22 protein-coding genes and 2 tRNA genes are annotated in these 21,528 nt (G+C 69.0%); 9 read left to right on the plus strand and 15 right to left on the minus strand.

The genetic code is table 11. From position 1 onward, the window contains the following. Positions 1-36 precede the first annotated feature (36 nt). Complete coding sequence (locus tag GBB76_RS16210) at positions 37-687, plus strand: TetR/AcrR family transcriptional regulator (RefSeq protein WP_152304264.1); 651 nt, start codon at positions 37-39, stop codon at positions 685-687. A 193-nt stretch (positions 688-880) separates the two neighbouring features. On the opposite strand, the gene GBB76_RS16215 is transcribed toward GBB76_RS16210, so the two are convergent. From GBB76_RS16215 to GBB76_RS16225, 3 genes are all read right to left on the minus strand, one after another. Further along, entirely contained in the window at positions 881-1,375 is a 495-nt protein-coding gene (locus GBB76_RS16215) for a DUF302 domain-containing protein (RefSeq protein WP_152304265.1), read from the minus strand. A gap of 78 nt (positions 1,376-1,453) precedes the next feature. Beyond that, positions 1,454-2,314 (minus strand): alpha/beta fold hydrolase, encoded by an 861-nt coding sequence (locus GBB76_RS16220; RefSeq protein WP_152304266.1) that lies wholly within the window; start codon positions 2,312-2,314, stop codon positions 1,454-1,456. A gap of 76 nt (positions 2,315-2,390) precedes the next feature. Next, on the minus strand, positions 2,391-3,161 hold the full coding sequence (locus GBB76_RS16225) for an alpha/beta hydrolase (RefSeq protein WP_152304267.1): 771 nt from the start codon (positions 3,159-3,161) through the stop codon (positions 2,391-2,393). Positions 3,162-3,375: 214 nt separating this feature from the next. On the opposite strand from GBB76_RS16225, the gene GBB76_RS16230 reads away from it, so the two are divergent. Continuing rightward, positions 3,376-4,338: an AraC family transcriptional regulator gene (locus GBB76_RS16230; RefSeq protein ID WP_162375633.1), complete on the plus strand. Its 963-nt coding sequence runs from the start codon at positions 3,376-3,378 to the stop codon at positions 4,336-4,338. A gap of 330 nt (positions 4,339-4,668) precedes the next feature. Here GBB76_RS16230 and GBB76_RS16235 read toward each other — a convergent pair whose 3' ends face one another. Beyond that, positions 4,669-6,051, minus strand: coding sequence for an aminotransferase (locus GBB76_RS16235; RefSeq protein WP_152304268.1), 1,383 nt, complete (start codon positions 6,049-6,051; stop codon positions 4,669-4,671). 90 nt (positions 6,052-6,141) lie between these two features. Next, positions 6,142-7,476: an extensin family protein gene (locus tag GBB76_RS16240; protein WP_152304269.1), complete on the minus strand. Its 1,335-nt coding sequence runs from the start codon at positions 7,474-7,476 to the stop codon at positions 6,142-6,144. Positions 7,477-7,521: 45 nt separating this feature from the next. Between GBB76_RS16240 and GBB76_RS16245 the strand changes: the two genes are divergently transcribed. Beyond that, on the plus strand, positions 7,522-8,244 hold the full coding sequence (locus GBB76_RS16245) for an HAD family hydrolase (protein WP_152304270.1): 723 nt from the start codon (positions 7,522-7,524) through the stop codon (positions 8,242-8,244). A gap of 19 nt (positions 8,245-8,263) precedes the next feature. Further along, complete coding sequence (locus GBB76_RS16250; RefSeq protein ID WP_246668959.1) at positions 8,264-9,055, plus strand: DUF1499 domain-containing protein; 792 nt, start codon at positions 8,264-8,266, stop codon at positions 9,053-9,055. A 21-nt stretch (positions 9,056-9,076) separates the two neighbouring features. Here GBB76_RS16250 and GBB76_RS16255 read toward each other — a convergent pair whose 3' ends face one another. Next, positions 9,077-10,003, minus strand: a complete 927-nt coding sequence (locus tag GBB76_RS16255) for an MBL fold metallo-hydrolase (protein WP_152304271.1) — start codon at positions 10,001-10,003, stop codon at positions 9,077-9,079. 122 nt (positions 10,004-10,125) lie between these two features. Here GBB76_RS16255 and GBB76_RS16260 point away from each other — a divergent pair, with 122 nt between their 5' ends. Continuing rightward, positions 10,126-10,740: a carbonic anhydrase gene (locus GBB76_RS16260; protein ID WP_152304272.1), complete on the plus strand. Its 615-nt coding sequence runs from the start codon at positions 10,126-10,128 to the stop codon at positions 10,738-10,740. A gap of 72 nt (positions 10,741-10,812) precedes the next feature. On the opposite strand, the gene GBB76_RS16265 is transcribed toward GBB76_RS16260, so the two are convergent. Together GBB76_RS16265 and GBB76_RS16270 are read right to left on the minus strand one after the other, a co-directional pair. After that, entirely contained in the window at positions 10,813-11,715 is a 903-nt protein-coding gene (locus tag GBB76_RS16265; protein WP_152304273.1) for an amidoligase family protein, read from the minus strand. 137 nt (positions 11,716-11,852) lie between these two features. Beyond that, positions 11,853-11,929 (minus strand) — tRNA-Pro (locus tag GBB76_RS16270). 253 nt (positions 11,930-12,182) lie between these two features. On the opposite strand from GBB76_RS16270, the gene GBB76_RS16275 reads away from it, so the two are divergent. Both GBB76_RS16275 and GBB76_RS16280 read left to right on the plus strand, forming a co-directional pair. Then, positions 12,183-12,257 (plus strand) — tRNA-Gln (locus GBB76_RS16275). 50 nt (positions 12,258-12,307) lie between these two features. Continuing rightward, positions 12,308-13,048 (plus strand): aspartate/glutamate racemase family protein, encoded by a 741-nt coding sequence (locus GBB76_RS16280; protein WP_152304274.1) that lies wholly within the window; start codon positions 12,308-12,310, stop codon positions 13,046-13,048. Between the two features lie 7 nt (positions 13,049-13,055). Here the strand turns inward: GBB76_RS16280 and GBB76_RS16285 are convergent, their stop codons facing one another. From GBB76_RS16285 to GBB76_RS16315, 7 genes are all read right to left on the minus strand, one after another. Further along, positions 13,056-13,517 carry a MarR family winged helix-turn-helix transcriptional regulator gene (locus GBB76_RS16285; RefSeq protein WP_152304275.1) on the minus strand — a complete coding sequence of 154 codons (462 nt, stop codon included), beginning with the start codon at positions 13,515-13,517 and terminating at the stop codon, positions 13,056-13,058. A gap of 91 nt (positions 13,518-13,608) precedes the next feature. Then, positions 13,609-14,331, minus strand: a complete 723-nt coding sequence (locus tag GBB76_RS16290; RefSeq protein WP_152304276.1) for an ABC transporter ATP-binding protein — start codon at positions 14,329-14,331, stop codon at positions 13,609-13,611. Next, on the minus strand, positions 14,328-15,107 hold the full coding sequence (locus GBB76_RS16295; protein WP_152304277.1) for an ABC transporter ATP-binding protein: 780 nt from the start codon (positions 15,105-15,107) through the stop codon (positions 14,328-14,330). The genes GBB76_RS16290 and GBB76_RS16295 overlap by 4 nt, the downstream gene beginning before the upstream one ends. After that, a complete protein-coding gene (locus tag GBB76_RS16300) occupies positions 15,104-17,002 on the minus strand; it encodes an ABC transporter permease (protein ID WP_152304278.1) in 1,899 nt (632 codons plus the stop codon). Before GBB76_RS16300 ends, GBB76_RS16295 begins: the two co-directional genes overlap by 4 nt. Positions 17,003-17,032: 30 nt before the next feature. Continuing rightward, entirely contained in the window at positions 17,033-18,259 is a 1,227-nt protein-coding gene (locus GBB76_RS16305) for an ABC transporter substrate-binding protein (protein ID WP_152304279.1), read from the minus strand. Positions 18,260-18,360: 101 nt separating this feature from the next. Further along, on the minus strand, positions 18,361-19,263 hold the full coding sequence (locus tag GBB76_RS16310; RefSeq protein WP_152304280.1) for a DMT family transporter: 903 nt from the start codon (positions 19,261-19,263) through the stop codon (positions 18,361-18,363). Between the two features lie 3 nt (positions 19,264-19,266). Further along, the gene (locus GBB76_RS16315) at positions 19,267-19,797 is read right to left on the minus strand and encodes a GNAT family N-acetyltransferase (protein WP_152304281.1); all 531 of its coding nucleotides are present in this window, start codon (positions 19,795-19,797) and stop codon (positions 19,267-19,269) included. Between the two features lie 198 nt (positions 19,798-19,995). Between GBB76_RS16315 and GBB76_RS16320 the strand changes: the two genes are divergently transcribed. Further along, positions 19,996-20,472: a hypothetical protein gene (locus GBB76_RS16320; protein WP_152304282.1), complete on the plus strand. Its 477-nt coding sequence runs from the start codon at positions 19,996-19,998 to the stop codon at positions 20,470-20,472. 123 nt (positions 20,473-20,595) lie between these two features. Next, positions 20,596-21,525, plus strand: coding sequence for a L,D-transpeptidase (locus GBB76_RS18790; protein WP_246668960.1), 930 nt, complete (start codon positions 20,596-20,598; stop codon positions 21,523-21,525). Positions 21,526-21,528 lie beyond the last annotated feature (3 nt).

The raw sequence follows: 21,528 nt of genomic DNA on the forward strand, positions 1-21,528 counted from the left end.
GCCCATGTCCTCCAAAACCGTTTCGGAGTAGCCTTCATGGATCATTCCTCCAGTGTCCCGGCCCGAATGACTGCCCAGATCCAGACCGCCGGCCGACGTCAGGACGGCTCCGAAGGCCAGCGCGAGATTCTCGCGGTCGCCCAGAAGCTCTTCACCACGATCGGCTACCGGAAGACCACAGTGGCCGACATCGCAGCCGAACTCGGCATGAGTCCGGCGAACGTGTACCGCTTCTTCGACAGCAAGAGGTCGATCAACGAGGCGGTTGCGGAGCTTCTGCTCGACGGGATCCAGGCCGAGCTGGACGCGATTGCGACGTCGCAGGCGCGGCCGTCGACAAGGCTGGCCAACTTCATGCGGGAACTCGCGCGGCTCAGCGATGAACGCTTCATGACCAATAGCCGCGTGAATGACATGGTCGAGGATGCCATGACGGAGAGCTGGAGCGTGTGCGTGCGCTATGCCGAAAACGTCCAGGCGATGATCGCGCGGATCGTCGAAGAGGGCCGGGCGTCAGGCGATTTCAGCGTCGAGAATGCCGTCGTCGGTGCGGCGTGCGTGAAGGCCACGATGACGTGCTTCATGCACCCCACCATGATGGCGCTGAGCGCCGGTCTTGGCAGGCCCGACATCGAGCAGGTCATTGTCTTCGTGCTGCGCGGCCTCGGCCACAAGCCGGGCGATTGAATCGCCCGGTCCGACCCGTGCGCCGTCTCCGGTCCCTTCATCGAGGGGTTCTTTGCCGGGGCCGACCACGCAAGCCTGCGCGTCGCGACCGCAACCCGCGTCGCCGTCGAGATCGTCCGCCGCATCGCGCTGCGGGTCCCGCGTTTCGGAACGGATTTGCACGTCCATCCGCTTGGAGCACTCGCAGGAAAGTTTAGCCTACACATTCGTGTAGCAAGCTCACAATTTTCGCGTCGAGATTGCGGGCGACGTCGAAAGCGTCCGAACTACCGTAAGAGAGTAGATAACTCTCCATTTTGTCATAGGAGAGATGCACGCCATCGGGACGTTCATCAATGAGGATTGTGACTGGAGCGTAAGATCCAGCATCCGGAAGATGCCTGACCATTTCTTTCATGATGAGTGGATTGCCCACCACCAACCGTATGATCTTAGGCGTCGTGGATCCCGTTTCGCGGCGCAGAATGGCGCCAAGATCGAATTCTGCGAAGAGCATAAGACCTGTTCGGCCGAGGGCGCCGTGCACGACGCGCTCCACATCCGCGAAGGAATTTGCAGCCTTCGTCGCCTTGAAGAATTCGACGATGTCAGGTTGCCCGATTGCCGACTTGAGCGCGGCCACAACATCGTCGAACGGTTTCGAGCTGGTGAGGCTGAAACGTTCCACCTCGACCTTGGCAACGGCCATATTATCCTCCGTAACAACTCGCATGGATAAAGTGCCTCCGATCGCATCGGAGCGTGCCGGGCTCATGCGACCTCCCGACTAGGCTTCCAGGAAGGTCCGGACGTGGCTGACGAACACTCCATGGTGCTGAAACAGGGCGCCGTGCCCTGAATCGGGATAGAGGATCAGCTGAGCGTTACTGAGGGCCTTGAACATTGCGTAGGCATTGTTCGCCGGCAGCATGGTGTCGTGGCTGCCGCTGACGACAAGAGCGGGCTGGCGGATGGCGCGCAGAAGGGCGTGCCCGGGATCGGGCGTGGCGCACCAGGTGATCAGCGCCTTGGCCTGCGGATCGGTCACCGCGCTGCCGTTATCGGTGTCACGATCATCCTTGCGCATCTTCGTCCGCTCCAGGAACGCGAGGCCGGACGACTGGCTGGCGGACGATTTCGTGAAGAACAGCGGTAGGCGGAGGTCCGGCGCATCGGTTTGGGAGAATGCCTCCTGGAGAACCGCCAGCAGGTGTTCCTCTCCGCCTTTCAGAGCGGTGCCGACGAGGATGAGCTTGCGGACCAGCGATCCGTGCTCGGCAGCGATCTGCTGGGCGATGCAGCCGCCAAGGGAAAAGCCCAGCAGGTCGACTTCGGAGAGGCCGAGCAGGTCGATGAAGTCGACCGCGTCTCGTGCCATTGCCGCGACATTGTCGGGCGTTTGACCGGTCGAGCGGCCGACTCCGGCGTTGTCGAAGGCGATGACAGGACGATCGGCGGCTAGGGCGTTGACGACGGCGGGATCCCACGCGTCGATGGTGCCCGAGAAATGCTGCAGGAGAACCAGCGGCGTTCCGGTCGCGGGGCCGAGGCGGCGATAGGCGAAGCGAATTGCGCGACCTTCGATGTACCGGGTCGGCGCCGTTTCAAGCGTGGCGGTATCCTGGCCCGCGATGTCGCGTTGAGTCATGTCGTCCTCCGGATGGGCTGTATTGTTCCGAGCAGGCATGCGCGCTCCCGGCGCGAACGCACCGGGAGCGGTCGCGTCATTTCGCGAGCGCGGCCTTTTCAATCACCGCGGCGACTTCCTTCGCATGGACGACAAGCGAAGCGTGGCTGCCGGCGACTTCCGTCGTCTGGGCCTTCATTCTGGTCGCGAAGAACTTCTGCGCCTCGGGCGCGATCACCTTGTCCTTGGTGCTGATCACGTAGAACGTCGGCTTGTCGCGCCAGGCGGCCGTATCCACCGGCGCCTCGAACGCCGTGTGGCTCAACGGAAGCTGATGGTTTGCCAGGGATTCGGCGATCTGCGGGGGAAGGTCGGCCGCAACCGCCGACGGAAACACCTTGGGGTCGATGGTGAGGTTGCCCTTGTCGTCAGGATGAATCGCCGCCGTGCCTTCGGTCGCCGGCCCGCTCTTGGCGAGCGTCGCCAGGGATTGTCCGACGTCGGGTGCGAATGCGGAGACGTAGACGAGCGCCGAGACCTTGGGATCGTCACCGGCTTCCGTGATGACCACGCCACCCCAGGAGTGGCCGACGAGAACGGTCTTGCCGCTCTGCTTCGCGAGCGCCTGTTTGGTGGCCTCGACGTCAGCGGCAAGGGAGGTCAGCGGGTTTTCGACGAGCGTGACGTTGTAGCCCTTCTTCGTGAGGATCTCGGCAACCGGCTTCCAGCTCGTCTGGTCGACGAAAGCGCCGTGGACGAGGACGATGTTGTGGGCTGCCCCCTTGGGCAGTTCGGCGGACTGGGCGGGGGCGGCGACGGTTGCTCCGGCCATGAGGAGGGTGGCGACCGATAAGAGAAGATTTCGCATTGATTGCTCCTGCTGAGATGATGGGCGACGCCGGTTCCGGGGAGGGCAGGCGTGTCGGCAACGTCGCGCCTCTTCCATCCGCCGTTATGCGAAATGGCTTGCCGCGCGATCTGCCAGCTCGACATGAGATGAAGTGGGATGGGTCGTTTTCGGACGTCAGGCCCCAATCGTCCGAATATTGTGTCTAACCGTCCATCGCATTAGGATCGGAAAGATGGACATCCTCGCCCAAGTGCTCGATCGCGTCCGCTTGGGTGGGACTCTGCTGTTCCACTTCGAGCTCGGGCATCCATGGAACCTGGCATTGCCGGCGCGTCCCTACGCCCTGTTCCATTATCTCAGTCGCGGCTCGGCTACCCTGGTGCTCGAACAAGGACGAGAGCTTCATATGGCCGAGGGCGACTTTGTCGTCGTCACGCGCGGCGAGCCGCACCTGATTTATTCGGATCGCCGGGCGAAGCCGTTACCAATTCTGGACCTCGATCGGCTGCCCGGGCGTCTTGGCGTCGTTCGTCATGGAGGTGACGCCCAACCGCTCTCGACGATGATCTGCGGCAATTTCACCGTGGAGCGGCCCTCGCGCGGCAGCGTCCTGGAATTGCTTCCGCCCTTGCTTCTCCTGAAGCCGGCGGAAGACGGCGGATGGCTCGATGCGATTCTCCAGCGCATGGTGAGCGAGTCGGCGTTTGCCCGTCCCGGCCAGGATGTCGCACTCTCACGCCTGACAGAAGTGCTCTTCGTCGAGGTGCTGCGGAGCTGGATCGCGTCTCTCGATTCCGGAGAGGGCGGGTGGCTGGGGGCGATGGCGGACCCGCACATAGGACCGGCGCTTCAGTTGATTCACGAACGGCCGGATCAGCCCTGGACCCTTGGCGAACTCGGGCACCACGTGGGGCTCGGCCGCTCGGCGTTTTCGGCTCGGTTCACCAAGCTCGTTGGCGAACCTATGTACCGCTACCTGATCGCGCGCCGGATGTCGGAAGCTGCGTTTCTGCTCGAAACAAGCGACGAGGCGATTGCACGGATTGCGACCCGTGTCGGCTACGAGACCCCGGCCGCATTTTCGAAGCTGTTCCATCGCCATCACGGAATATCGCCTGGGCGGTACAGGACAGTTCGCCGTTCCGACGGTGGCCGCAGGCAAAGGGACCTTCTGGAAGCAGAAGCCGCCGATTGATCTGTGGCGCCCGTGGTCGCGCCGCGATCGACAGCGCCGACTTCGACGCGGACGGCAAGGAAATCCGCCTTCTCGGAAAGCGGACGGTTCCGGAGGTCTGGCGACGGGCGGCGGATCAGCTTTGGCCAGCGTTCCCAGTTCTGTTCCGGGCTGGTGGATGGCGCGCCGAAGGCACTTCGAACTCGCGCCGCTTTACCGTTTGATAGATCCCCACGATCTCGGATCTCGCTGACGGGCCTCTACCGGAATCGGTCGAGGCCCGCCCGGGGGTTATGCCGCGAAGCGGGACGATCCTGACGGGGCGGAATCGTCCCGGGAAGGGGCGGCGCCTCACGCCGCCAGCAGCTTCTCGCGCACCGCCCAGTCGAGCGTCTTGTCGAGCGCGCGGGTGAGGCGGTCGAACAGTTCGTCGATCTCGGCCGGGGAGATCACCAGCGGCGGGCAGATGGTGACGGCATCGCCGAACACGTTGCGCAGGATCAGCCCCTCCTGCTGGCAGAAGGCAACGGCCTTGGCCGCTACGCCCAGCTTGGGGTCGAACTGGTGCTTGGTCTTCTTGTCGGCCACCAGCTCGATGCCGGCGACGAGGCCGGCGCCGCGCGCCTCGCCCACCAGCGGATGGTCTTCCAGCGCGGCGCGGCGGGCGTCGAACTGCGGGATCTTGGCCCGCACCCGCTCGAAGATGCTCTCGCGCTCGTAGATCTCCAGCGTCTTCACCGCGACGGCGGCGGCGACCGGGTGGCCGGAATAGGTGTAGCCATGGCCGAAGCTGCCGAGCTTGGCGCTCTCCGTCAGCATCGCCTCATACATGATCTCCGGGATCAGCACCGCGCCGATCGGCTGGTAGGCGGAGGACAGTGCCTTGGCGATGGAGATGGAATCCGGCTTCATCTCCATGGCTTCCGAGCCGAAGGCGGTGCCGAGCCGGCCGAAGCCGGTGATCACCTCGTCGCCGATGAAGAACACGTCGTACTTTGCCAGCACGGCCTGGATCTTCGGGTAGTAGGTCTTCGGCGGCACGATGACGCCGCCGGCGCCCATCACCGGCTCGGCGATGAAGGCGGCGACCGTCTCCGGCCCCTCGGCGAGGATCAGCGCCTCCAGATCGGCGGCGAGGCGGGTGGCGAAATCCTCCTCGCTCTCGCCGGCTTCCGCGAGGCGGTAATGATGCGGGCAGGTGGTGTGCCGCACGCCGGCGATCGGCAGGTCGAAGTCGTTATGGTTGCCGGCGAGGCCGGTCAGCGAGGCCGAGGCGATGGTGACGCCGTGATAGGCCCGCATGCGCGAGATGATCTTCTTCTTCTTCGGCCGCCCGAGCGCGTTGTTCATGTACCAGACGAGCTTCATCTGGGTGTCGTTGGCCTCGGAGCCGGAATTGGTGAAGAACACCTTGGAGATCGGCACCGGAGCCATCTCCTTCAGCTTTTCCGCCAGCTCGATCGCGGGATCGTGGCTCTTGCCGCCGAAGATGTGGGTGAAGGGCAGCTTGCGCATCTGCGCCGCCGCCGCCTCGACCAGTTCCTCGTTGCCGTAGCCGAGCGCCGTGCACCACAGGCCGGCCATGCCCTCCAGATAGGGCTTGCCGTCGACATCGCTGACCCACACGCCCTTGCCGCGCTCGAGGATGAGCGGCCCCGCCTCCCGCACCGCGACGAGGTTCGTATAGGGGTGGATCAGGGTCTCGACGTCACGAGCCTGAAGATTGGTGAGCATGGCCGTAACTCCGCCGGCAGGGTGTAACCTGCGCTCACCCTAGATCGCCGGACGCCGCGCCGGAAGCGCACCCTTGGTCGGAGGGCGCGGCTATTGACCGGAATCGGTGCCTGACGCGGCGGTATCGGGGGCGGATGCGTCTTCCGGCGCGTCTTCCGGCGTCTCGTACGCCTCGGCATCGCCCGGCGCCTGCGGCGGTTTCGCCATGGGCGTGGGCACCCGCGCCACGGCCGGGCCGGTCGCCCAGCGGCACAGCACCGCACCCGAGCGCCGCTCGGCGCGGTCGACATGCAGGTGCTCCTCGTGGAAGCCGTCCGAGCCGGGGCCGAGAATGGTGGTGAAGTCCGTGCAGGCGCTCGCCTTCAGCGCTTCCTGGAAGGCGACCGGCATCGGCTTCTCGGCGCTGCCGGCGCGCGGCGTGCCGATGACGAAGCGGGCACCGTCCTTCAGCACATAGCCGCGCGTGTCGAGCGCGTTGCCGCGCCCGTGCTCGCTGATTTTGGCTCCGGCGACCCGGTTGCGGGACCGGCACTGCTGCGCGGCGGCCACCAGCACCTTGTCCAGCGGCGCGCCGAGCGTGGCGACCGCCGGGTCCACGTCGTCGCGCACCCAATGCGCCACGGCGGCCGCCATCTCGCAGCGAAGCACGGCGGCCGGCTCCAGCGTGACGAGCCGGCCATCCTTCATCCGCACGGCGGAAAGGCTGACGCCCCGGTCCACGGTGCAGGCGGCGTTCGTCGCCGTCACCGTGACGGCGGTAAAGACGCCGATATCGTCATTGGAGAGTTCGGGACAGACGGTCGGTATCGGCACCGGCGCGTCGGCGCGCGGGGTCGCCTCGGCAGCGGGCTCCGCCGGCGGAAGCGCCGCCAGACGTTCCGGCGCGGGCGGCGGCAGCGGAACCTCGGCGGTCTCCGGTGGCGGCACGGCAAGCGCCGCCACGGGCGGCGTGGCGACGGGCTTCATTTCGGCCACAGGAGCGGTCGCAGGCGGGGGAGGCAGCGCCTCGGCCGCCGACACTTCGGGCGCCGCAGCGGGAGCAACTGCCTTGGGAGTCTCCACCTTGGCGGCGTCGGTCTTGGTGGCATCGGTCTTGGCGACATCGGTCTTGGCGACATCGGTCTTGGCGACATCCACCGCCTGCCTGCTCGCCTCAAGGGGACGACGCGGCGGAAGCGGAATGCGGGTGCTCACCGCCTCCGCCGGCCGGGCCGATGTGGCGGCCGGAGGCCGCTTGCTGCGCGCGGCGGGCTGTTGCGGCGCCACGCCGAGCCAGTCGCCGAGCTGGCGGTTGATGGCGGTGCCGGTCTGGTCGATGGACTGCTGTAACTCCGTCGCCCGGGACGGCGACGCCGCGCCTGCGAGGATCAGGGCGAGCCCGCCGGCGGCGGCTCCAAGCCGCAATGGGAGACGTTCGAATTCCATGCTATCAGGCCCCCTCGATCGACTGCAAAACGGCTGCACCCTCTAGTGAACGCCCCACGCGCCATTCTGTTCGACAAGGACGGCACTCTTGTCGATTTCGACCGTACCTGGGGTCCGGCCGCCGGTTCGGTCATGCGCCGGCTGGCGGGTGCGGATGAGGGTGCGCTGGAGCGGCTGTGGCAGGCAAGCCACTACCTGCCGGGCGAACAGCGCTTTCTCCAGACCTCGCCGCTCATCGCCGGTTCCTCGCGCCAGTATGGCCCGCTCTGGGCCGATATTCTCGGCCGGGTGGCGGGCACGGAGTTCTATCACGAGGTGGATCGGCTGTTCCGCGAGGAAGGCGAGCGCCATCTGACGCCGCTCGGCCGGCCGGCCGAGTCGCTGGCCCGGCTGCACGCGCTCGGCCTGCCGCTCGGCATCGCCACCAATGATGCCGAGCGCGGCGCGCGGCTGCAGGTCGGGCGGCTCGGCCTCGAGGCCTATCTCAGCGCGGTCTACGGCCATGATTCCGGCTACGGTTCCAAGCCGGCGCCGGGCATGGTGGAGGCGTTCAGCCGCCTGACCGGCCTGCCGCCCGGTGACATCGCCCTTGTCGGCGACACCCGCCACGACCTCGACACCGCCCGCGCCGCCGGCGCCCGGGCGATACTGGTGCGCTGCGGCCCCGGGCCGGTCGACGCCTTCGCGCACGAGGCCGACCTTGTCGTTGACACGGTCGAACAGCTGGCCGACATCATCGTCGGGCAGGCCGACGGAGCGGCACGATGACGGGCAGGAGGAGCGACGCATGGCGATGATCCGCCGGCGGCTCTACATCGACGAACGCATGTCCCGGCTCGCCGTGTGGAGCCTGCGCACGGCCGTCTTCGCTTTTCCCGTCACCTTCATCGGGGCGATGCTCTACGCCACCGAGACGCTGGATTTCCGCACCGCCGCCTACACGGTGCTGGCCGGCGTCGGCGTGTCGGTGGTGGCGCTGCTGTTGGCCTTCGCCGGCTTCGTCGTCATCTGGAACGAGGGGCTTAAGGGCCTTGGTCGCGTGCTCGGCGCCGCCGCGCTGGCGCTGGTGCTGATCATGCCGACGGCGACCATCGCCGCGCTCGGCATCGGCAAGCGCGCCTTGCCGGACGTGACCACCGACACCCAGGACCCGCCGGAATTCGTCACCCTCGGCGCGGTGCGCTCGCGCGCCTCCAACGGCCTCGCCTATCCCGGCGAGGTGCTGGCCGAACGCCAGCTCGACATCTATCCCGGCATCAAGCCGCTCAGCTTCGACGCGCCGCCCGAGGAGATCTACCGGGCGATGCTGTCGCTGGTGACGCGGCACAAATGGCTCGTCGTCGATGCCGTGCCTCCGCGCGGCGAGCGCGACGGGCGGATCGAGGCGGTGGCCCGCAGCCTGCCCTTCGGGCTGCGTGACGACCTCGTGGTGCGGGTGCGCCGCACCGCCGGCGGGGCGCGGGTCGATATCCGCTCGGTGGCGCGCAATGGCGACCGCGATTTCGGCTCCAATGCGCGCCGCGTCGACCAGCTGCTTTCCGAGATCGCCGACCAGCAGGGCCGCCCGCGCCGCCAGTGACCGCCGGCATCTACCGGCTGCTCAGGGCAGCCGGTAGATGCCGCTGAGGATCGCTGGGCCCTCGGTGAGCACGTCGCCGCGCTCTACCAGATCCTCCATATGGGCGAGGGTGGAGAGCCCCGCCGCGTTGGCGAGGCGCGGGTCGAGGCCGAAATAGATCGCCCGCACGATGTCCGGTATCGCCATCGGCCCGCGCTCCAGCGCCCGCAGGATCGCCCTCTCGCGCGACTGCCGGTGGCGCAGGAACCGCTCGACGAAGGCGGGCCCCTGCGGCACCGCCCCGCCATGGCCGGGCAGGTAGAGCGTCTCCGGGCGGGCGAGGAGCCGGCGCAGCGACTCCATATAGGCGCTCATCGAACCGTCCGGCGGCGCGACGACGGTGGTCGACCAGCCCATCACATGGTCGCCGACGAAGATGACGCCCTCGGATTGCACCGGCTCGGCTTCGAGGATGAAAGCCATGTGGTTCGCGGTGTGGCCGGGCGTCGCCAGCGCGGCGAGCGCCCAGCCCGCGCCGTCCACGCGGGCGCCGTCGGCGAGCGCCACGTCGGGCAGGAAGGAGCGGTCGCCGGAGCCTTCGAGCGTGTTGGCCTCCTGCGCGTGCAGGGGCCGCGCGGCGCGGTGGGGGCCCTCGGCATAGGTCGGGGCGCCGGTGGCCGCCTGCAGCGCCGCCAGCGCCCCGCTGTGGTCGCGATGGGTATGGGTGAGGAAGATGTGGGTGACGCGCTCGCCCGCGACCGCCGCCAGCAGCGCGGCGAGATGATCCGCATTGTCCGGGCCGGGGTCGACGATGGCGACCTCGCCCGCGCCGACGATGTAGGTGCAGGTGCCGGTGAAGGTGAACGGGCCGGGATTGGGCGCCAGCACGCGCCGCACGCCGGGCGCCACCGTCTCGACCACGCCGGGCACGGCGTCGAAGCGCCGGTTGAAGGGAATGTCCTCTGCCATCGTCTGGTCCCCCGCCTGCATCCGGTCCGGCGTTTGCGGCCGGATCGGGCACGACCCGTTTGCGCGTCGGGCTGGCCGCCGCTATTGACTCATCAGCGGCCTGCCTATCGCAAGGGTGACGGATGGACAAACTACTGGATGGCTATCGCCGGTTTCGCGCCACGGCCTGGCCGGAACGCAAGGCGCTCTTCGAACAGCTCGCCGCGATTGGCCAGCGACCGAAGACGCTGGTCATCGCCTGCTCCGACAGCCGCGTCGACCCCAGCATGATCTTCGATGCCGGACCGGGCGAGCTCTTCGTCGTGCGCAACGTCGCCAATCTGGTGCCGCCCTATTCGACGCCGGACCACGCCCATCACGGCACCAGCGCGGCGATCGAATTCGCCGTCCGGGTGCTGGAGGTAAGCGAGATCGTGGTGCTCGGCCATGCTCTGTGCGGCGGCGCCGGCGCGCTCATCGACGGTGCACCGGAGCAGGCGCAGGACTTCCTGTCCGACTGGATCCGCATCGCCCGCCCGGCGCGCGACATCGCGCTGAACCTCAGCGACGATCCGGGCGAGCAGCGCCGCATCGTCGAATATCAGTGTGTCAAGCTCTCGCTGCGCAATCTCGAGACCTTCCCCTGGGTGCGCGAGCGGATCGAGGATGGGCGCCTTTCGCTTCAGGGCGCCTATTTCGCGGTCGCGACGGGTGTTCTGGAGCGGCTGCGGCCCGACGGCACCTTCTCCCCGGCCTGACCGCCGGCGGCACCGGCGCATAGCTGGCGACGCGTCCCGGGTGCGGGACGTCGCCGGCTTCGCGCCATCCCATTACGCCGATCCGTCGCACAACGCCGCCGCCAGCCGTTCCGGGTCGGCGGCGAGCTGCTCCACCTCCACCCAGCGATTCCAGTCGGGTGCCAGCGACCAGCCGGGTGCGCCGACATGGGCGACCGGCAGACGGTAATGCAGAACCGCGCGCGGCTTGGCCTTGCCGCTTATGCGCGGGACGACGCGTTCGGGGAACAGGTGCAGGAACAACGGCAGCAGGTCGAGCGCGCGGTGACGCGTCGGGTTCGACCGCACGTAGTCGTCGCAAAGTTCGCGAAGATCGGGCCGGTAGTCCGGCGACAGCACCCGCGCGGTATAGACGGCCGGGTAGGGCGGCGGCGCGTGCCAGCGCGCGGCCGGGCTCGTCAGGCATTGCGTCCGCAGCCGCGCCTCCAGCAGCAGGAAGGCGCGCAGCACGGCAAGCACCGTCGCCGCCTCAAGCGTCGCCGGCACGATGTTGAAGTGAAGCCCGAGCGAGCCGAGCGCGGAGGCGCCGCGTCCCCCGGCGCCGGCCTGGCGCAGCGGCGCGATCACGGCGTCGAGCTCCGGCAGCGCCCGCGGGTCGAGCGGCCCCGTCACCAATTCGCGCGGCACGAAGGGGCGCAGGGCCACGCCGAGCCAGCGGGCATGGGGGCGCAGCCACGGTAGGGGATGGTCAGGTCGGTGAGGATGGACATGCCGGATGTCGAGCTCGACGCCAAGATCGCCGAGGCGCGATCCGCGCAGGAGGAAGGCGTGTGCGTCCTCCTCCTCCACCGTGCCGCCGAGCACCTGGGAAAGGCACAGGGCGGCCGCGCGCTCGGACAGGCCGGTGAATTCGATCTCGACGCCGACCCGCCGCGCACGCCCGTCCGGGCCGTCTGGAACCGGCAGGGGATGAAAGCTCGAGGGGGGTGTTTTCACGCGCGTGGCGCCGGCGGGAATGTCATGACGCGGATATGGGAGCACCGCCGGACTTGTCCAGACGCACGCGCCGGCCCCGGCGCCCGCAGGCGGGCCGGCCGGTTCGTCAGGCGGTTGGAAAATCTCGGGAAATTAATTGGTCGGAGTGGCAGGATTTGAACCTGCGACCCCCTCGTCCCGAACGAGGTGCGCTACCAGGCTGCGCTACACTCCGACGCGGCGCGAGCCTGTAGCATGCTGATGCGCAGGCCCGCAAGGGGCGGGCGTCGCATGCCGGTGGATGAATTTGGCGCGCAGGCCCGCCACGGCCGCAACCGCCTGCCTTTGCGCGTGATCGGCCACCGCGCATCTTCGCCGTGCCAACGCCTTGTCAGCACCCTCGCGCGCGGTGAGCGAGGTTGAAAGCCACCGCAAGCTGTGGCTATCTCCGCGCCCACGGCCGGCGCCCGCCACGGGTGCCGGTGCGTTGGGGCGTCGCCAAGCGGTAAGGCAGGGGATTTTGATTCCCCCATGCGGAGGTTCGAATCCTCCCGCCCCAGCCAATGCCCGTGCTAGAAGCCGGAAATATCCAACCTCACCCGGCGGGCCGACCGTGCGCATCCATCTCGTCAATCCCAACACCACCCGTTCGATGACCGACAAGATCGCGCTGGCCGCGCGCGCGGTGGCCGCGCCGGGAACCGAGATCGTGGCGGCGACCTCGGCGATGGGGCCAGCCTCGATCGAGGGCCATTATGACGATGCGCTGGCGCTGCCCGGGCTGCTGGCGGCCATCGGCGAGGCGGAGGCGGTCGGCGTCGACGCCCATATCATCGCCTGCTTCGACGATACCGGGCTCGATGCCGCCCGCACGCTGGCGCTGGCGCCGGTGGTGGGCATCGGCGAGGCCGGCTTTCACATGGCCAGCCTGATCGCGCACCGTTTCTCCGTGGTGACGACGCTGTCGCGCTCGATCCCGGTCATCGAGGCGAATCTGATGCGTTCCGGGCTCGACCGGCGCTGCGCCGCCGTGCGTGCCTCCGAGGTGGCGGTGCTGGAGCTGGAGGACCCCGCCTCCGATGCCCGCGCCCGCATCTCCGCCGAGATCGGCCGCGCGGTGCGCGAGGACCGGGCGGAGGCGGTGGTGCTCGGCTGCGCCGGCATGGCGGACCTTGCCCGCGCGCTGGGCGAGGAGCACGGCGTTCCGGTCATTGACGGGGTGGCGAGCGCGGTGGCGCTGGCCGAGGGGCTGGTGCGGGTCGGCCTCGCCACGTCCAAGGCGGGCGCCTATGCGCCCCCGCGCCCCAAGGCCTATACGGGAATGCTGGCCCCCTTCGCGCCGCGTGGAGACTGAAGAACGGTCAGCCGAGCTTGCGGAGCAGGTGGACCACCTGGATGCGCTCTTCCTCGGTCAGCGGTGCGAGCGTCGCCTCGGTGATCGCTTGCGCGACCAGTGTGGCTGCGTCGGCGACCGACCGGCCGCGCTCGGACAGGCCGACGGCGCGGCGCCGGCGGTCGAGCGGGTCGTCCGCCGTCAGCACGAAGCCGCGGGCGCGCAGGCGGTCCACCACGCCCTTGATGGTGGCGGCATCGAGATAGACCAGCCGGCCGAGACGATTCTGCGAACAGGGGCCGACCTCCCGCAGCTTGGCGAGGGTGGCGAACTGAGGCGGCGTCAGCCCCTCGATCATGCGCGCGGCGAACAGCGCGGTGTGGCGCTGGTTGGCGACGCGCATGAGAAAACCCACCTGCTCGCTGAGCCGGTAGGCGTCGATTGCCGAAGCCTTGACGTCCGCAACCTCGTCAGGGCTGTCCGGATCCATTGGCCCTCTTCCCCCCGAAGACAACCGTTACCGTTGCATCAGAGCACAATTGAGCCGGCTCGCAAACGCAAGACTCGGAATATTGGTAAATCTAATCAACCAGACCCAATAGTCCTGTCGATTCTTCGCGCCCTGCCAGCGCATCCATCTCGCCTTGCCAGCGCATTTCTCCCTGCTCGATGACATAGGCGCGATTACAGATCGCCCGGCAGAGAAAAGAATTCTGCTCGGAGATCAGGAAGGACATTCCCCTTGCCTTGAGCCGGGTCAGTGCGTGGATCATTTGTTCTACAACAATAGGCGCAACTCCTTCCGATGGCTCATCGAGCATCAGCAACGCAGGGTTGCCGACGAGGGCCCTGGCGACCGCCAGCATCTGCTGCTCGCCGCCGGACATCCGTCCGCCGGGCCGCGCGCGCAGATCGGCGAGATGGGGGAAGAGTTCGAAGATGGCGTCGTCGGTCCACGGCGAGGCGGTGTGGGGCGGCGCGCGGCGCCCGAGGTCGAGATTCTCGGTCACGGTGAGGTCGGTGAAGATCCGGCGGTCCTCCGGTACGTAGCCGATGCCGAGCCGCGCGATCGCGTGGGTGGGAAGGCCGGACAGGTCGTGACCGTCGAAGACCATGCGGCGCGCCCGCCGCCGAGCCAGTCCCATCAGTGCCTTCATCGTGGTCGACTTGCCGGCGCCGTTGCGCCCGACCAGGGCGACGGCTTCGCCGCGTCCCACGGTGAGGGACAGGCCGAACAGGATGCGCGCCTCGCCATACCAGGCGTCGAGGCCGTCGACGTCGAGCAGGGGGACGGATGCGGTCATGGCCGTGCTCCCGCGGGAGCGCTGCCGCCGAGATAGACCTCGCGCACCAGCGGGTCGCGGCGCACATCGTCGACGCTGCCATCGGCGATGAGGCGCCCGCGCGCCAGCACGATCACCCGGTCGGCGTGGCCGAACACGACATCCATGGAATGCTCGGTGAACAGCACGGCAAGCCCGTGCGAACGGGTGAGGGCGCGCACCAGCGCAATCATCTCGCGCCGCTCCGTGCCGGCCATGCCGGCGGTGGGCTCGTCCATCAGCAGCAGGCGGGGCGCACCGGCGAGCGCCATGGCGAGTTCCAGCCGCTTCACGTCGCCATAGGCGAGGGCGCTGGCCGGGCGGTCGGCCTGAGCCGCCATGCCGGTCTGCGCCAGCAGGTCGAGGGCCTCGTCCCGCCCCAGAGAGCGCGCCGGGCGCCAGAGATCGAACACGCCGCCCCGCGCGGCGGCGAGTGCCGTCTGCACGTTCTCCAGCGCCGTCATCGAGCCGAACACGGCGGCCACCTGGAAGGTGCGCCCGACCCCGAGCGCGGCGATGCGGCGGGGCGGCAGGCCGGTGATGTCGCGCCCGGAAAGGCGCACCGTGCCGGCATCCGGACGCAACTGGCCATTGACGATGTTGAAGCAGGTCGACTTGCCGGCCCCGTTCGGCCCGATAAGCGCGAGCAACTCGCCCGCCGCGATGTCGAAGCTGACGCCGTCGAGCGCGCACACGCCGCCATAGCTGCGGGTCAGGCCGCGCACCTCCAGCACGGTTCGGCGCGGGGCGGCGCTCATCGCGGGTTCCCCGACAGGCTCCGCGCGCGGCGCAGGCCCCCCGCAATGCCGGCGGGAAACAGCAGCACCACGGCGAGGATGACGGCGCCGAGCAAGGCGCGCCAGTAGTCTGTCTCGCGCATCACCATGTCCTGCAGCAGGGTGAAGCCGCCGGCGCCGACGATCGGTCCCATCAGGCTCTGCACGCCGCCGAGCAGCACCATCACCAGTCCGTCGATGGAGCGGCCCACCGAGATCGCCTCGGGCGAGATCGAGCCCTTGGCGAAGGCGAACAGCGCGCCGGCGGCCCCGCACAGCGTGCCGGCCATCACGAAGGCGAGCCAGCGCACCCGCGCCACCGGGATGCCGGAGGCTTCCGCCCGCAGGCGCGAATCGCGCGCCGCGCGCAGCGCATGGCCGAAGGGCGCGAAGACGAAGCGCCGTATCAGGAAAAGGCCGATGAGCGTCACTGACAGCGCGGCGAGGTAGAGCCCGGCCGGCTCGTCGAACGGCGCCTGCGGCCAGACGCCGAACAGGCCGTTCGAGCCGCCGGTGACGTCCTCCCACTGATAGACGATGGACCAGACGATCTGGGCGAAGGCCAGCGTCAGCATGGCGAAATAGACGCCTTCCAGCCGCACGCAGAACCAGCCGAACAGGGCCGCGCCCGCGCCCGCCGTGCCCACCCCCACGGCGAAGGCGAGCGGGGTGGAGGCGCCGAGCTGGGTGGCGGCGAAGGCGGTGCCATAGGCGCCAAGGCCGAAATAGGCGGCGTGGCCGAAGGAGGCCATGCCGCCCGGCCCCATGATGAAGTGCAGCGAGGCGGCGAACAGCGCTGCGATCACCATGTCGAGCGCCAGCACCGGGGCGTAGGCGAAGAACTGGCCGATCAGTGGCACGGCCGCGAACAGGGCCACGGCGACAAGGGCGAGAATCCGCCCGCGCCCGCCGAGCGGGGCCAGCGGCGGCTCGGCCGCGCCGCGCACGGTCGAGGGCGGCTGCGGCCGACCGAACAGGCCGTGCGGGCGCACGATCAGCACCAAGGCCATGACCAGGAATTCGGCCACCAGCGTCAGGCGCGACATGTTGAAGGCATGACCGGCGATCTCGACGACGCCGAGCGCGGTGCACAGCGCCTTGACCTCGGCCACCAGCACGGCGGCGAGATAGGCGCCGCTGATCGAGCCCATGCCGCCGACCACCACCACCACGAAGGCATCGCCCAGCACCGACAGGTCGATGGAAAGGTTCGCCGGCTCGCGCGCCATCTGCAGCGCCCCGCCGAGCCCGGCGACGCCGGCCCCGAGCGCGAAGACCGCGGTGAACAGCAACGCCTCGTTGATGCCGAGCGCGGCGACCATCTCGCGGTCCTGCGTGGCGGCGCGGATCAGCCGGCCGAAGCGGGTGCGCTTGAGGATCAGGTGGAGGACGATGAGGACGATCGGACCGATGAGGGCGAGGAAGATGTCGTATTCCGGCAGCCGGCGGCCGAGGAATTCGACGGAGCCGGAGAGCCCCGGCGCGCGCGGCCCGAGAATGTCCTCCGGTCCCCACAGGAACAGCACTGCGTCGTTGATCACCAGCAGCAGGGCGAAGGTGGCGAGCAACTGGTAGAGCTCGGGCGCGGCATAGAGCCGGCGCAGCAGCACGACCTCGACCAGCGCGCCGAGCAGCGCCACCGCCAGCGTGGCGGCGAGGATGCCGCCCCAGAAGCCGGCCGCGCCGCCGATTGTCCCCGACAGCGCCGGCGCCAGCGTGACGGCGAGGTACAACCCCAGCATGTAGAAGGAGCCGTGCGCCATGTTCACGATGCGGGTCACGCCGAAGATGATCGACAGGCCGGCGGCGACGAGGAACAGGCCCGATGCCGAGGCGAGGCCGTTGACCCCCTGGAACAGGAGCGAATCGAGCGACATCCGGTCTTCCCGCCCTTCGCGGCCGTGCGGTCAGTCGGCCGCCGGTCGCAGCTTCGCCACCTCGGCATCGGAGGGCAGCACGCTCGCGCCGTCGACATAGACCGGATCGAGCATCACGCCGCGCCCGTCCTTTACCGCCAGCGTGCCGACATAGGCGCCGAGCGTCGCCTGATGGTCGCTGGCGCGGAAGGTGAAGGGGCCGAACGGGCCATCCACGGCGAGCCCCGAAAAGGCGGCGACCAGCTTCTCGGTGTCGGTGCTGCCCGCCCGCGCGATGCCGGCGGCGATCGACTTGATGGTGGTGTAGCCGACGATGGAGCCGAGCCGGGGATGGTCGCCATAGGCGGCGCGGTAGGCGTCGAGGAAGGCTTTGTGCTCGGGCGTTTCGATGGCGTACCAGGGATAGCCCGTCACCACCCAGCCGGCCGGCGTCTCGTCCTTCAGCGGGTCGAGATATTCCGGCTCGCCGGACAGAAGGCTGACGACGAAGGCGCCGTCCAGCGCGCCGCGCGTATTGGCCTCGCGCACGAATTTGGCGAGGTCGGGCCCGAACAGCACGTTGAACACGCCATCGGGTTTGGCGTCGGCGATGGCCTGCGCCACCGGGCCGGCGTCGATCTTGCCGAGCGGGGTCGCCTGCTCGGCGACGAACTCGACATCGGGCTGGGCGGCCCGGATCAGCTTCTTGAAGGTCTCGGCGGCGGACTGGCCATATTCGTAATTGGGATAGACCAGCGCCCAGCGCTTGCGCTTGGCCGCCGTCGCGGCCGGCAGCAGCATCGCCACCTGCATGTAGGTGGAAGGGCGCAGGCGGAAGGTGTAGCGGTTGCCGTCGGCCCAGGTCAGCTTGTCGGTCAGCGGCTCGGCGGCGAGGAAGAACACCTTGCGCCGCTTGGCATAGTCCGCCACCGCGAGCCCGACATGCGACAGGAAGGTGCCGGTGAGCAGGTCCACCTTCTCGCGCGTCACCAGTTCCTCGGCGACGCGCACGGCGTCGCCCGGATTGCCGCCATCGTCGCGGGAGACCAGTTCGAGCGGCCGGCCGAGTACGCCGCCGCTCGCGTTCACCTGGTCGAGCGCGAGCTGCATGCCCTTCCGGTATGGATCGAGAAAGGCGGGTTGCGCCTTGTAGCTGTTGAGTTCGCCGATGCGGATCGGCTCCGCGCCGGCGGGCAGGAGCGCACCGAGAAGGAGTGCCGCCGCGCCCGCCAGCGTGGCGCGCAGCCGGCGCGGACAGCCCAGGCTCGAAGGACGCATGAAGGCTCTCCGGTTCACTCCGCCGACGGGGGTGGCGGCGTTGCCGTCAGCCTATCGCCTCCCGGCCGGCGGTCCAGTCCCGTCTTGCGCCCGCCCCGCCCTCACGGGCCGATTTCGACATCCGGCTCGGGCACGGCGGGGGCGCGGCGCGAGGCGATGAGCGCGCCGCCGACGATGAAGGCGGCCCCGAGCAGCGTGCCGGGCGAGGGAATCTCGCCGAATGCCGCCAGCCCGATGCCCACCGCCCAGACGAAGGCGGTGTATTCGAGTACGCCGAGCCGGCTGGCGTCGGCGCGTCCATAGGCCCAGGCCATGCACAGGTGCCCGGCCGTGCCGAGCAGGCCGATGGCCAGGAACACGACCAGCTCGGCGGCGGACGGCGCTGTCCACTGCGCGATGCCGAGGGGTGCCAGCAGCAGGCCGGCGAACACGTTCTGCAACAGCACGATGGTCGGCAGCGGGTCGCGCGCGGCGCGGCTCTTCAGCGTCACCATGGCGAGCGCATAGGTGATGGCGGAGGCGATGGCGGCGGCGAGGCCGAGCGCGTTGGCGCCCTCGCCGGTGGCGGCGGAGGGCTCCAACTCGCTCCACAGCACCACCAGCACGCCGACGAAGCCGAGCGTCAGCGCGATGAAGATGGCCCGCCCCGGCCGCTCTCCCAGCAGGGCAGCGGCGAAAAGGGCGATGAAGATCGGCGAGGTGAAGGACAGCGCCAGCGCCACGGCGAGCGGCAGCACCGCCAGCGAATAGAAGAAGAACAGCGCGGTCATCGCCACCACGACCGAGCGCCAGGCATGCGGGCGGACGATCGCCATGGTCGGAAGGGCGGTGCGCATCGCGCGGAAGACGGCGAACGCCGCCAGCGCGCCGAAGAGGTAGCGCAGCAGCGCGATCTGCCCGATGCCATGCGCGCCGGCGACGTATTTGATCAGGCCGTCCATCACCGACAGCAAACCGATGCCCGCCACCGCCATGAGGGCGGGGCCGGACTGAAACCGGGCCATGGTTCAGCTTTCCATCGCGGGCTGGAGGGGGACGGCGCCGACCAGCACGCACCGGTAGTCGTATTCCCAGGTGGCGGACAGGTCGTGGCACTCGCGCGCGGCGCCAACGCGCGCGAAGCCGCTCACCTCATAGAAGCGGTGGGCGTCGACGAAGCGGGAGTCCGTCCACAGGCGCACTTCCGGGGCGTCGCGGGCCGTCGCCTCCGCCAGCGCCGTCGCCATCAGCGCGCGGGCGACGCCGCGCCGGCGCGCGGCGCGGGCCACATAGACCTTGGAGACTTCCATCGTCCCTTTGGGCGCGGCGTCATCCCGCATCGGGAAGAGGCCGAGCGAGCCGATCACCGTCCCGCCGTCCTCGGCGACCCAGATCGTCCCGCCGCGCGCGGCGAAGTGGCTGGCGATGGCGTCGAGTTCGGGAAACTCGGCCGCGCGGTCGAACACGCAGCCCTCATATTCGGCAAAGGCGGCGGCGATCAGCCCGGCGATGGCGTCGCCATCGGCGTCGGTCGCCGGTCGGATAAGGAAATCGTTCACGTCGGACACTCCGGCCCGACGCTCGGCCCAATTTTCCGCCACAGCTTGCGGAAGGTTCGACGTCGGGGCGCGGCCGGACTATGTTCGGCTGGCCTTCTGGCGTAAAGCTCAATCATTATGCTGGAGTCAGATTCCGGGAGTCTGTCGCCTTCGCGCGTTGCGACGGTCTTCCGGCAGCCATCCGTTCCGGAGTGCTCAATGATCGCATCCTACCGCGTCGTCCGTCTGGCCCTCTTCGCGGCTTTCGCGGCCGTCCTTGCCGGCTGCGCCGGCACGCAGACCCCGCAGCGTGTGGAAACCTCCATGCCGCGATTCACCTCACCGATCACACCCCAGCAGGTGGTCGGCAAGTGGGGGCTGGCCGCCTACCATCGGCCGGAGGATGCGGCGCGCACGGAAGCGCAGGCGCGGCAGGGCTGCCGCCAGCCCTATGTGATCAATGCGGGCCCCTCGGGCGGCTTCATGATGTATCTGGCCGACGATTCGCAGCCTTCCGAAGTGGTCTCCAAGCAGGTCGGCACCGGCCCGATCTATATCGGCCTGCCGGACGAGCCGCCGGGCGCGCAGTCCGACCGCGAGGTCGTGCGCTTCGACGGCCAGGTGATGGTGCTCAAATGGCTCGATCCCGAAGTGGCCGGCCGCTACGGCACCATGGTCTATATTCGCTGCCCGTGACGGCGAACTGAGACGCGGCGCCGGCCTGCGGGCCGGCCCGCAGGCCGGATTCCCCTGCGCTCCTAAGGGTCTATTAACCATAAGGTACCATCCTGCGGTTAATTCCCTGGGAGCCTCAGCGACATGCGCGGTGATTCGCCTTCCGCCTCGTCCCGTCCGGACCTGACCGCCGGATTTCGCGCCGCGCTTCGGACGGTTGGCGCGGCCATGATCGCCTTCGCGGCGGTGGCCGGCGGTGCCGGGCCGGTTGCGGCGCAGAGCGGGGGCGGCGTCTACGGCTACCAGTCCTCCTATCAGCTCTATTCGCGCGCCGCCGCGTCCGGCGCCTCGGCCTGGCGGCCGGGCTCCGGCGTCGTCTATCCCAGCGGCAATGTCTACCAGCCCCCGCGTCCCGGCGCGGATGTCGGCGGAGGCGGCGTCTATGGCTATGCCGGCTCGGCGGGCGGCGCCGCGCCGGCGGCCGCTCCCGCGCGCCCGGCGACCCGCTCCACCGGCGGTACGCGCACCGCCGCCCTGCCCACGACCTATACCGAGGCCGAGCCCGACTATTACGACGACGATGCCGCGCCCATGCCGGTCTACCGCCGCGCCACCGGCGCCAAGGGCATCGACCGCAAGTTCGACCGCAAGCTGGTGCGCTACACCAGCTCCGACCCGGCCGGCACCATCATCGTCGATACCGGGGCGCGCTATCTCTATCTGATCCAGGGCAACGGCACCGCCGTGCGCTACGGAATCGGCGTCGGCAAGGAAGGCTTCCAGTGGTCCGGCAGCGAGCGCATCGCCCGCAAGGCGGAATGGCCGGAATGGCGCCCGCCCACCGAGATGATCCAGCGCCGGCCCGACCTGCCGCGCGTCATGGCCGGCGGCGAGGACAACCCGCTCGGCGCCCGTGCCCTCTATCTCGGCAACACGCTCTACCGCATCCACGGCTCCAACGAGCCGGAGACCATCGGCCAGGCGGTCTCCTCCGGCTGCATCCGCATGCGCAACCCGGATGTCATCGACCTCTACGACCGGGTGAAGGTCGGCGCGCTGGTGCGGGTGATCTGACCC

This window comes from Ancylobacter sp. TS-1, from assembly GCF_009223885.1.
GTDB lineage: Bacteria > Pseudomonadota > Alphaproteobacteria > Rhizobiales > Xanthobacteraceae > Ancylobacter.

Bases quoted from the DNA above. Each gene is read 5' to 3' on its own strand.
- GBB76_RS16220 (WP_152304266.1), bottom strand. From the start codon at position 2,314: ATGACTCAACGCGACATCGCGGGCCAGGATACCGCCACGCTTGAAACG.
- GBB76_RS16255 (WP_152304271.1), bottom strand. From the start codon at position 10,003: ATGGCAGAGGACATTCCCTTCAACCGGCGCTTCGACGCCGTGCCCGGC.
- GBB76_RS16235 (WP_152304268.1), bottom strand. From the start codon at position 6,051: ATGCTCACCAATCTTCAGGCTCGTGACGTCGAGACCCTGATCCACCCC.
- GBB76_RS16290 (WP_152304276.1), bottom strand. From the start codon at position 14,331: ATGACCGCATCCGTCCCCCTGCTCGACGTCGACGGCCTCGACGCCTGG.
- GBB76_RS16320 (WP_152304282.1), top strand. From the start codon at position 19,996: ATGATCGCATCCTACCGCGTCGTCCGTCTGGCCCTCTTCGCGGCTTTC.
- GBB76_RS16305 (WP_152304279.1), bottom strand. From the start codon at position 18,259: ATGCGTCCTTCGAGCCTGGGCTGTCCGCGCCGGCTGCGCGCCACGCTG.
- GBB76_RS16260 (WP_152304272.1), top strand. From the start codon at position 10,126: ATGGACAAACTACTGGATGGCTATCGCCGGTTTCGCGCCACGGCCTGG.
- GBB76_RS16225 (WP_152304267.1), bottom strand. From the start codon at position 3,161: ATGCGAAATCTTCTCTTATCGGTCGCCACCCTCCTCATGGCCGGAGCA.
- GBB76_RS16310 (WP_152304280.1), bottom strand. From the start codon at position 19,263: ATGGCCCGGTTTCAGTCCGGCCCCGCCCTCATGGCGGTGGCGGGCATC.
- GBB76_RS16230 (WP_162375633.1), top strand. From the start codon at position 3,376: ATGGACATCCTCGCCCAAGTGCTCGATCGCGTCCGCTTGGGTGGGACT.
- GBB76_RS16250 (WP_246668959.1), top strand. From the start codon at position 8,264: ATGGCGATGATCCGCCGGCGGCTCTACATCGACGAACGCATGTCCCGG.
- GBB76_RS16210 (WP_152304264.1), top strand. From the start codon at position 37: ATGGATCATTCCTCCAGTGTCCCGGCCCGAATGACTGCCCAGATCCAG.
- GBB76_RS16295 (WP_152304277.1), bottom strand. From the start codon at position 15,107: ATGAGCGCCGCCCCGCGCCGAACCGTGCTGGAGGTGCGCGGCCTGACC.
- GBB76_RS18790 (WP_246668960.1), top strand. From the start codon at position 20,596: ATGCGCGGTGATTCGCCTTCCGCCTCGTCCCGTCCGGACCTGACCGCC.
- GBB76_RS16215 (WP_152304265.1), bottom strand. From the start codon at position 1,375: ATGGCCGTTGCCAAGGTCGAGGTGGAACGTTTCAGCCTCACCAGCTCG.
- GBB76_RS16240 (WP_152304269.1), bottom strand. From the start codon at position 7,476: ATGGAATTCGAACGTCTCCCATTGCGGCTTGGAGCCGCCGCCGGCGGG.
- GBB76_RS16285 (WP_152304275.1), bottom strand. From the start codon at position 13,517: ATGGATCCGGACAGCCCTGACGAGGTTGCGGACGTCAAGGCTTCGGCA.
- GBB76_RS16300 (WP_152304278.1), bottom strand. From the start codon at position 17,002: ATGTCGCTCGATTCGCTCCTGTTCCAGGGGGTCAACGGCCTCGCCTCG.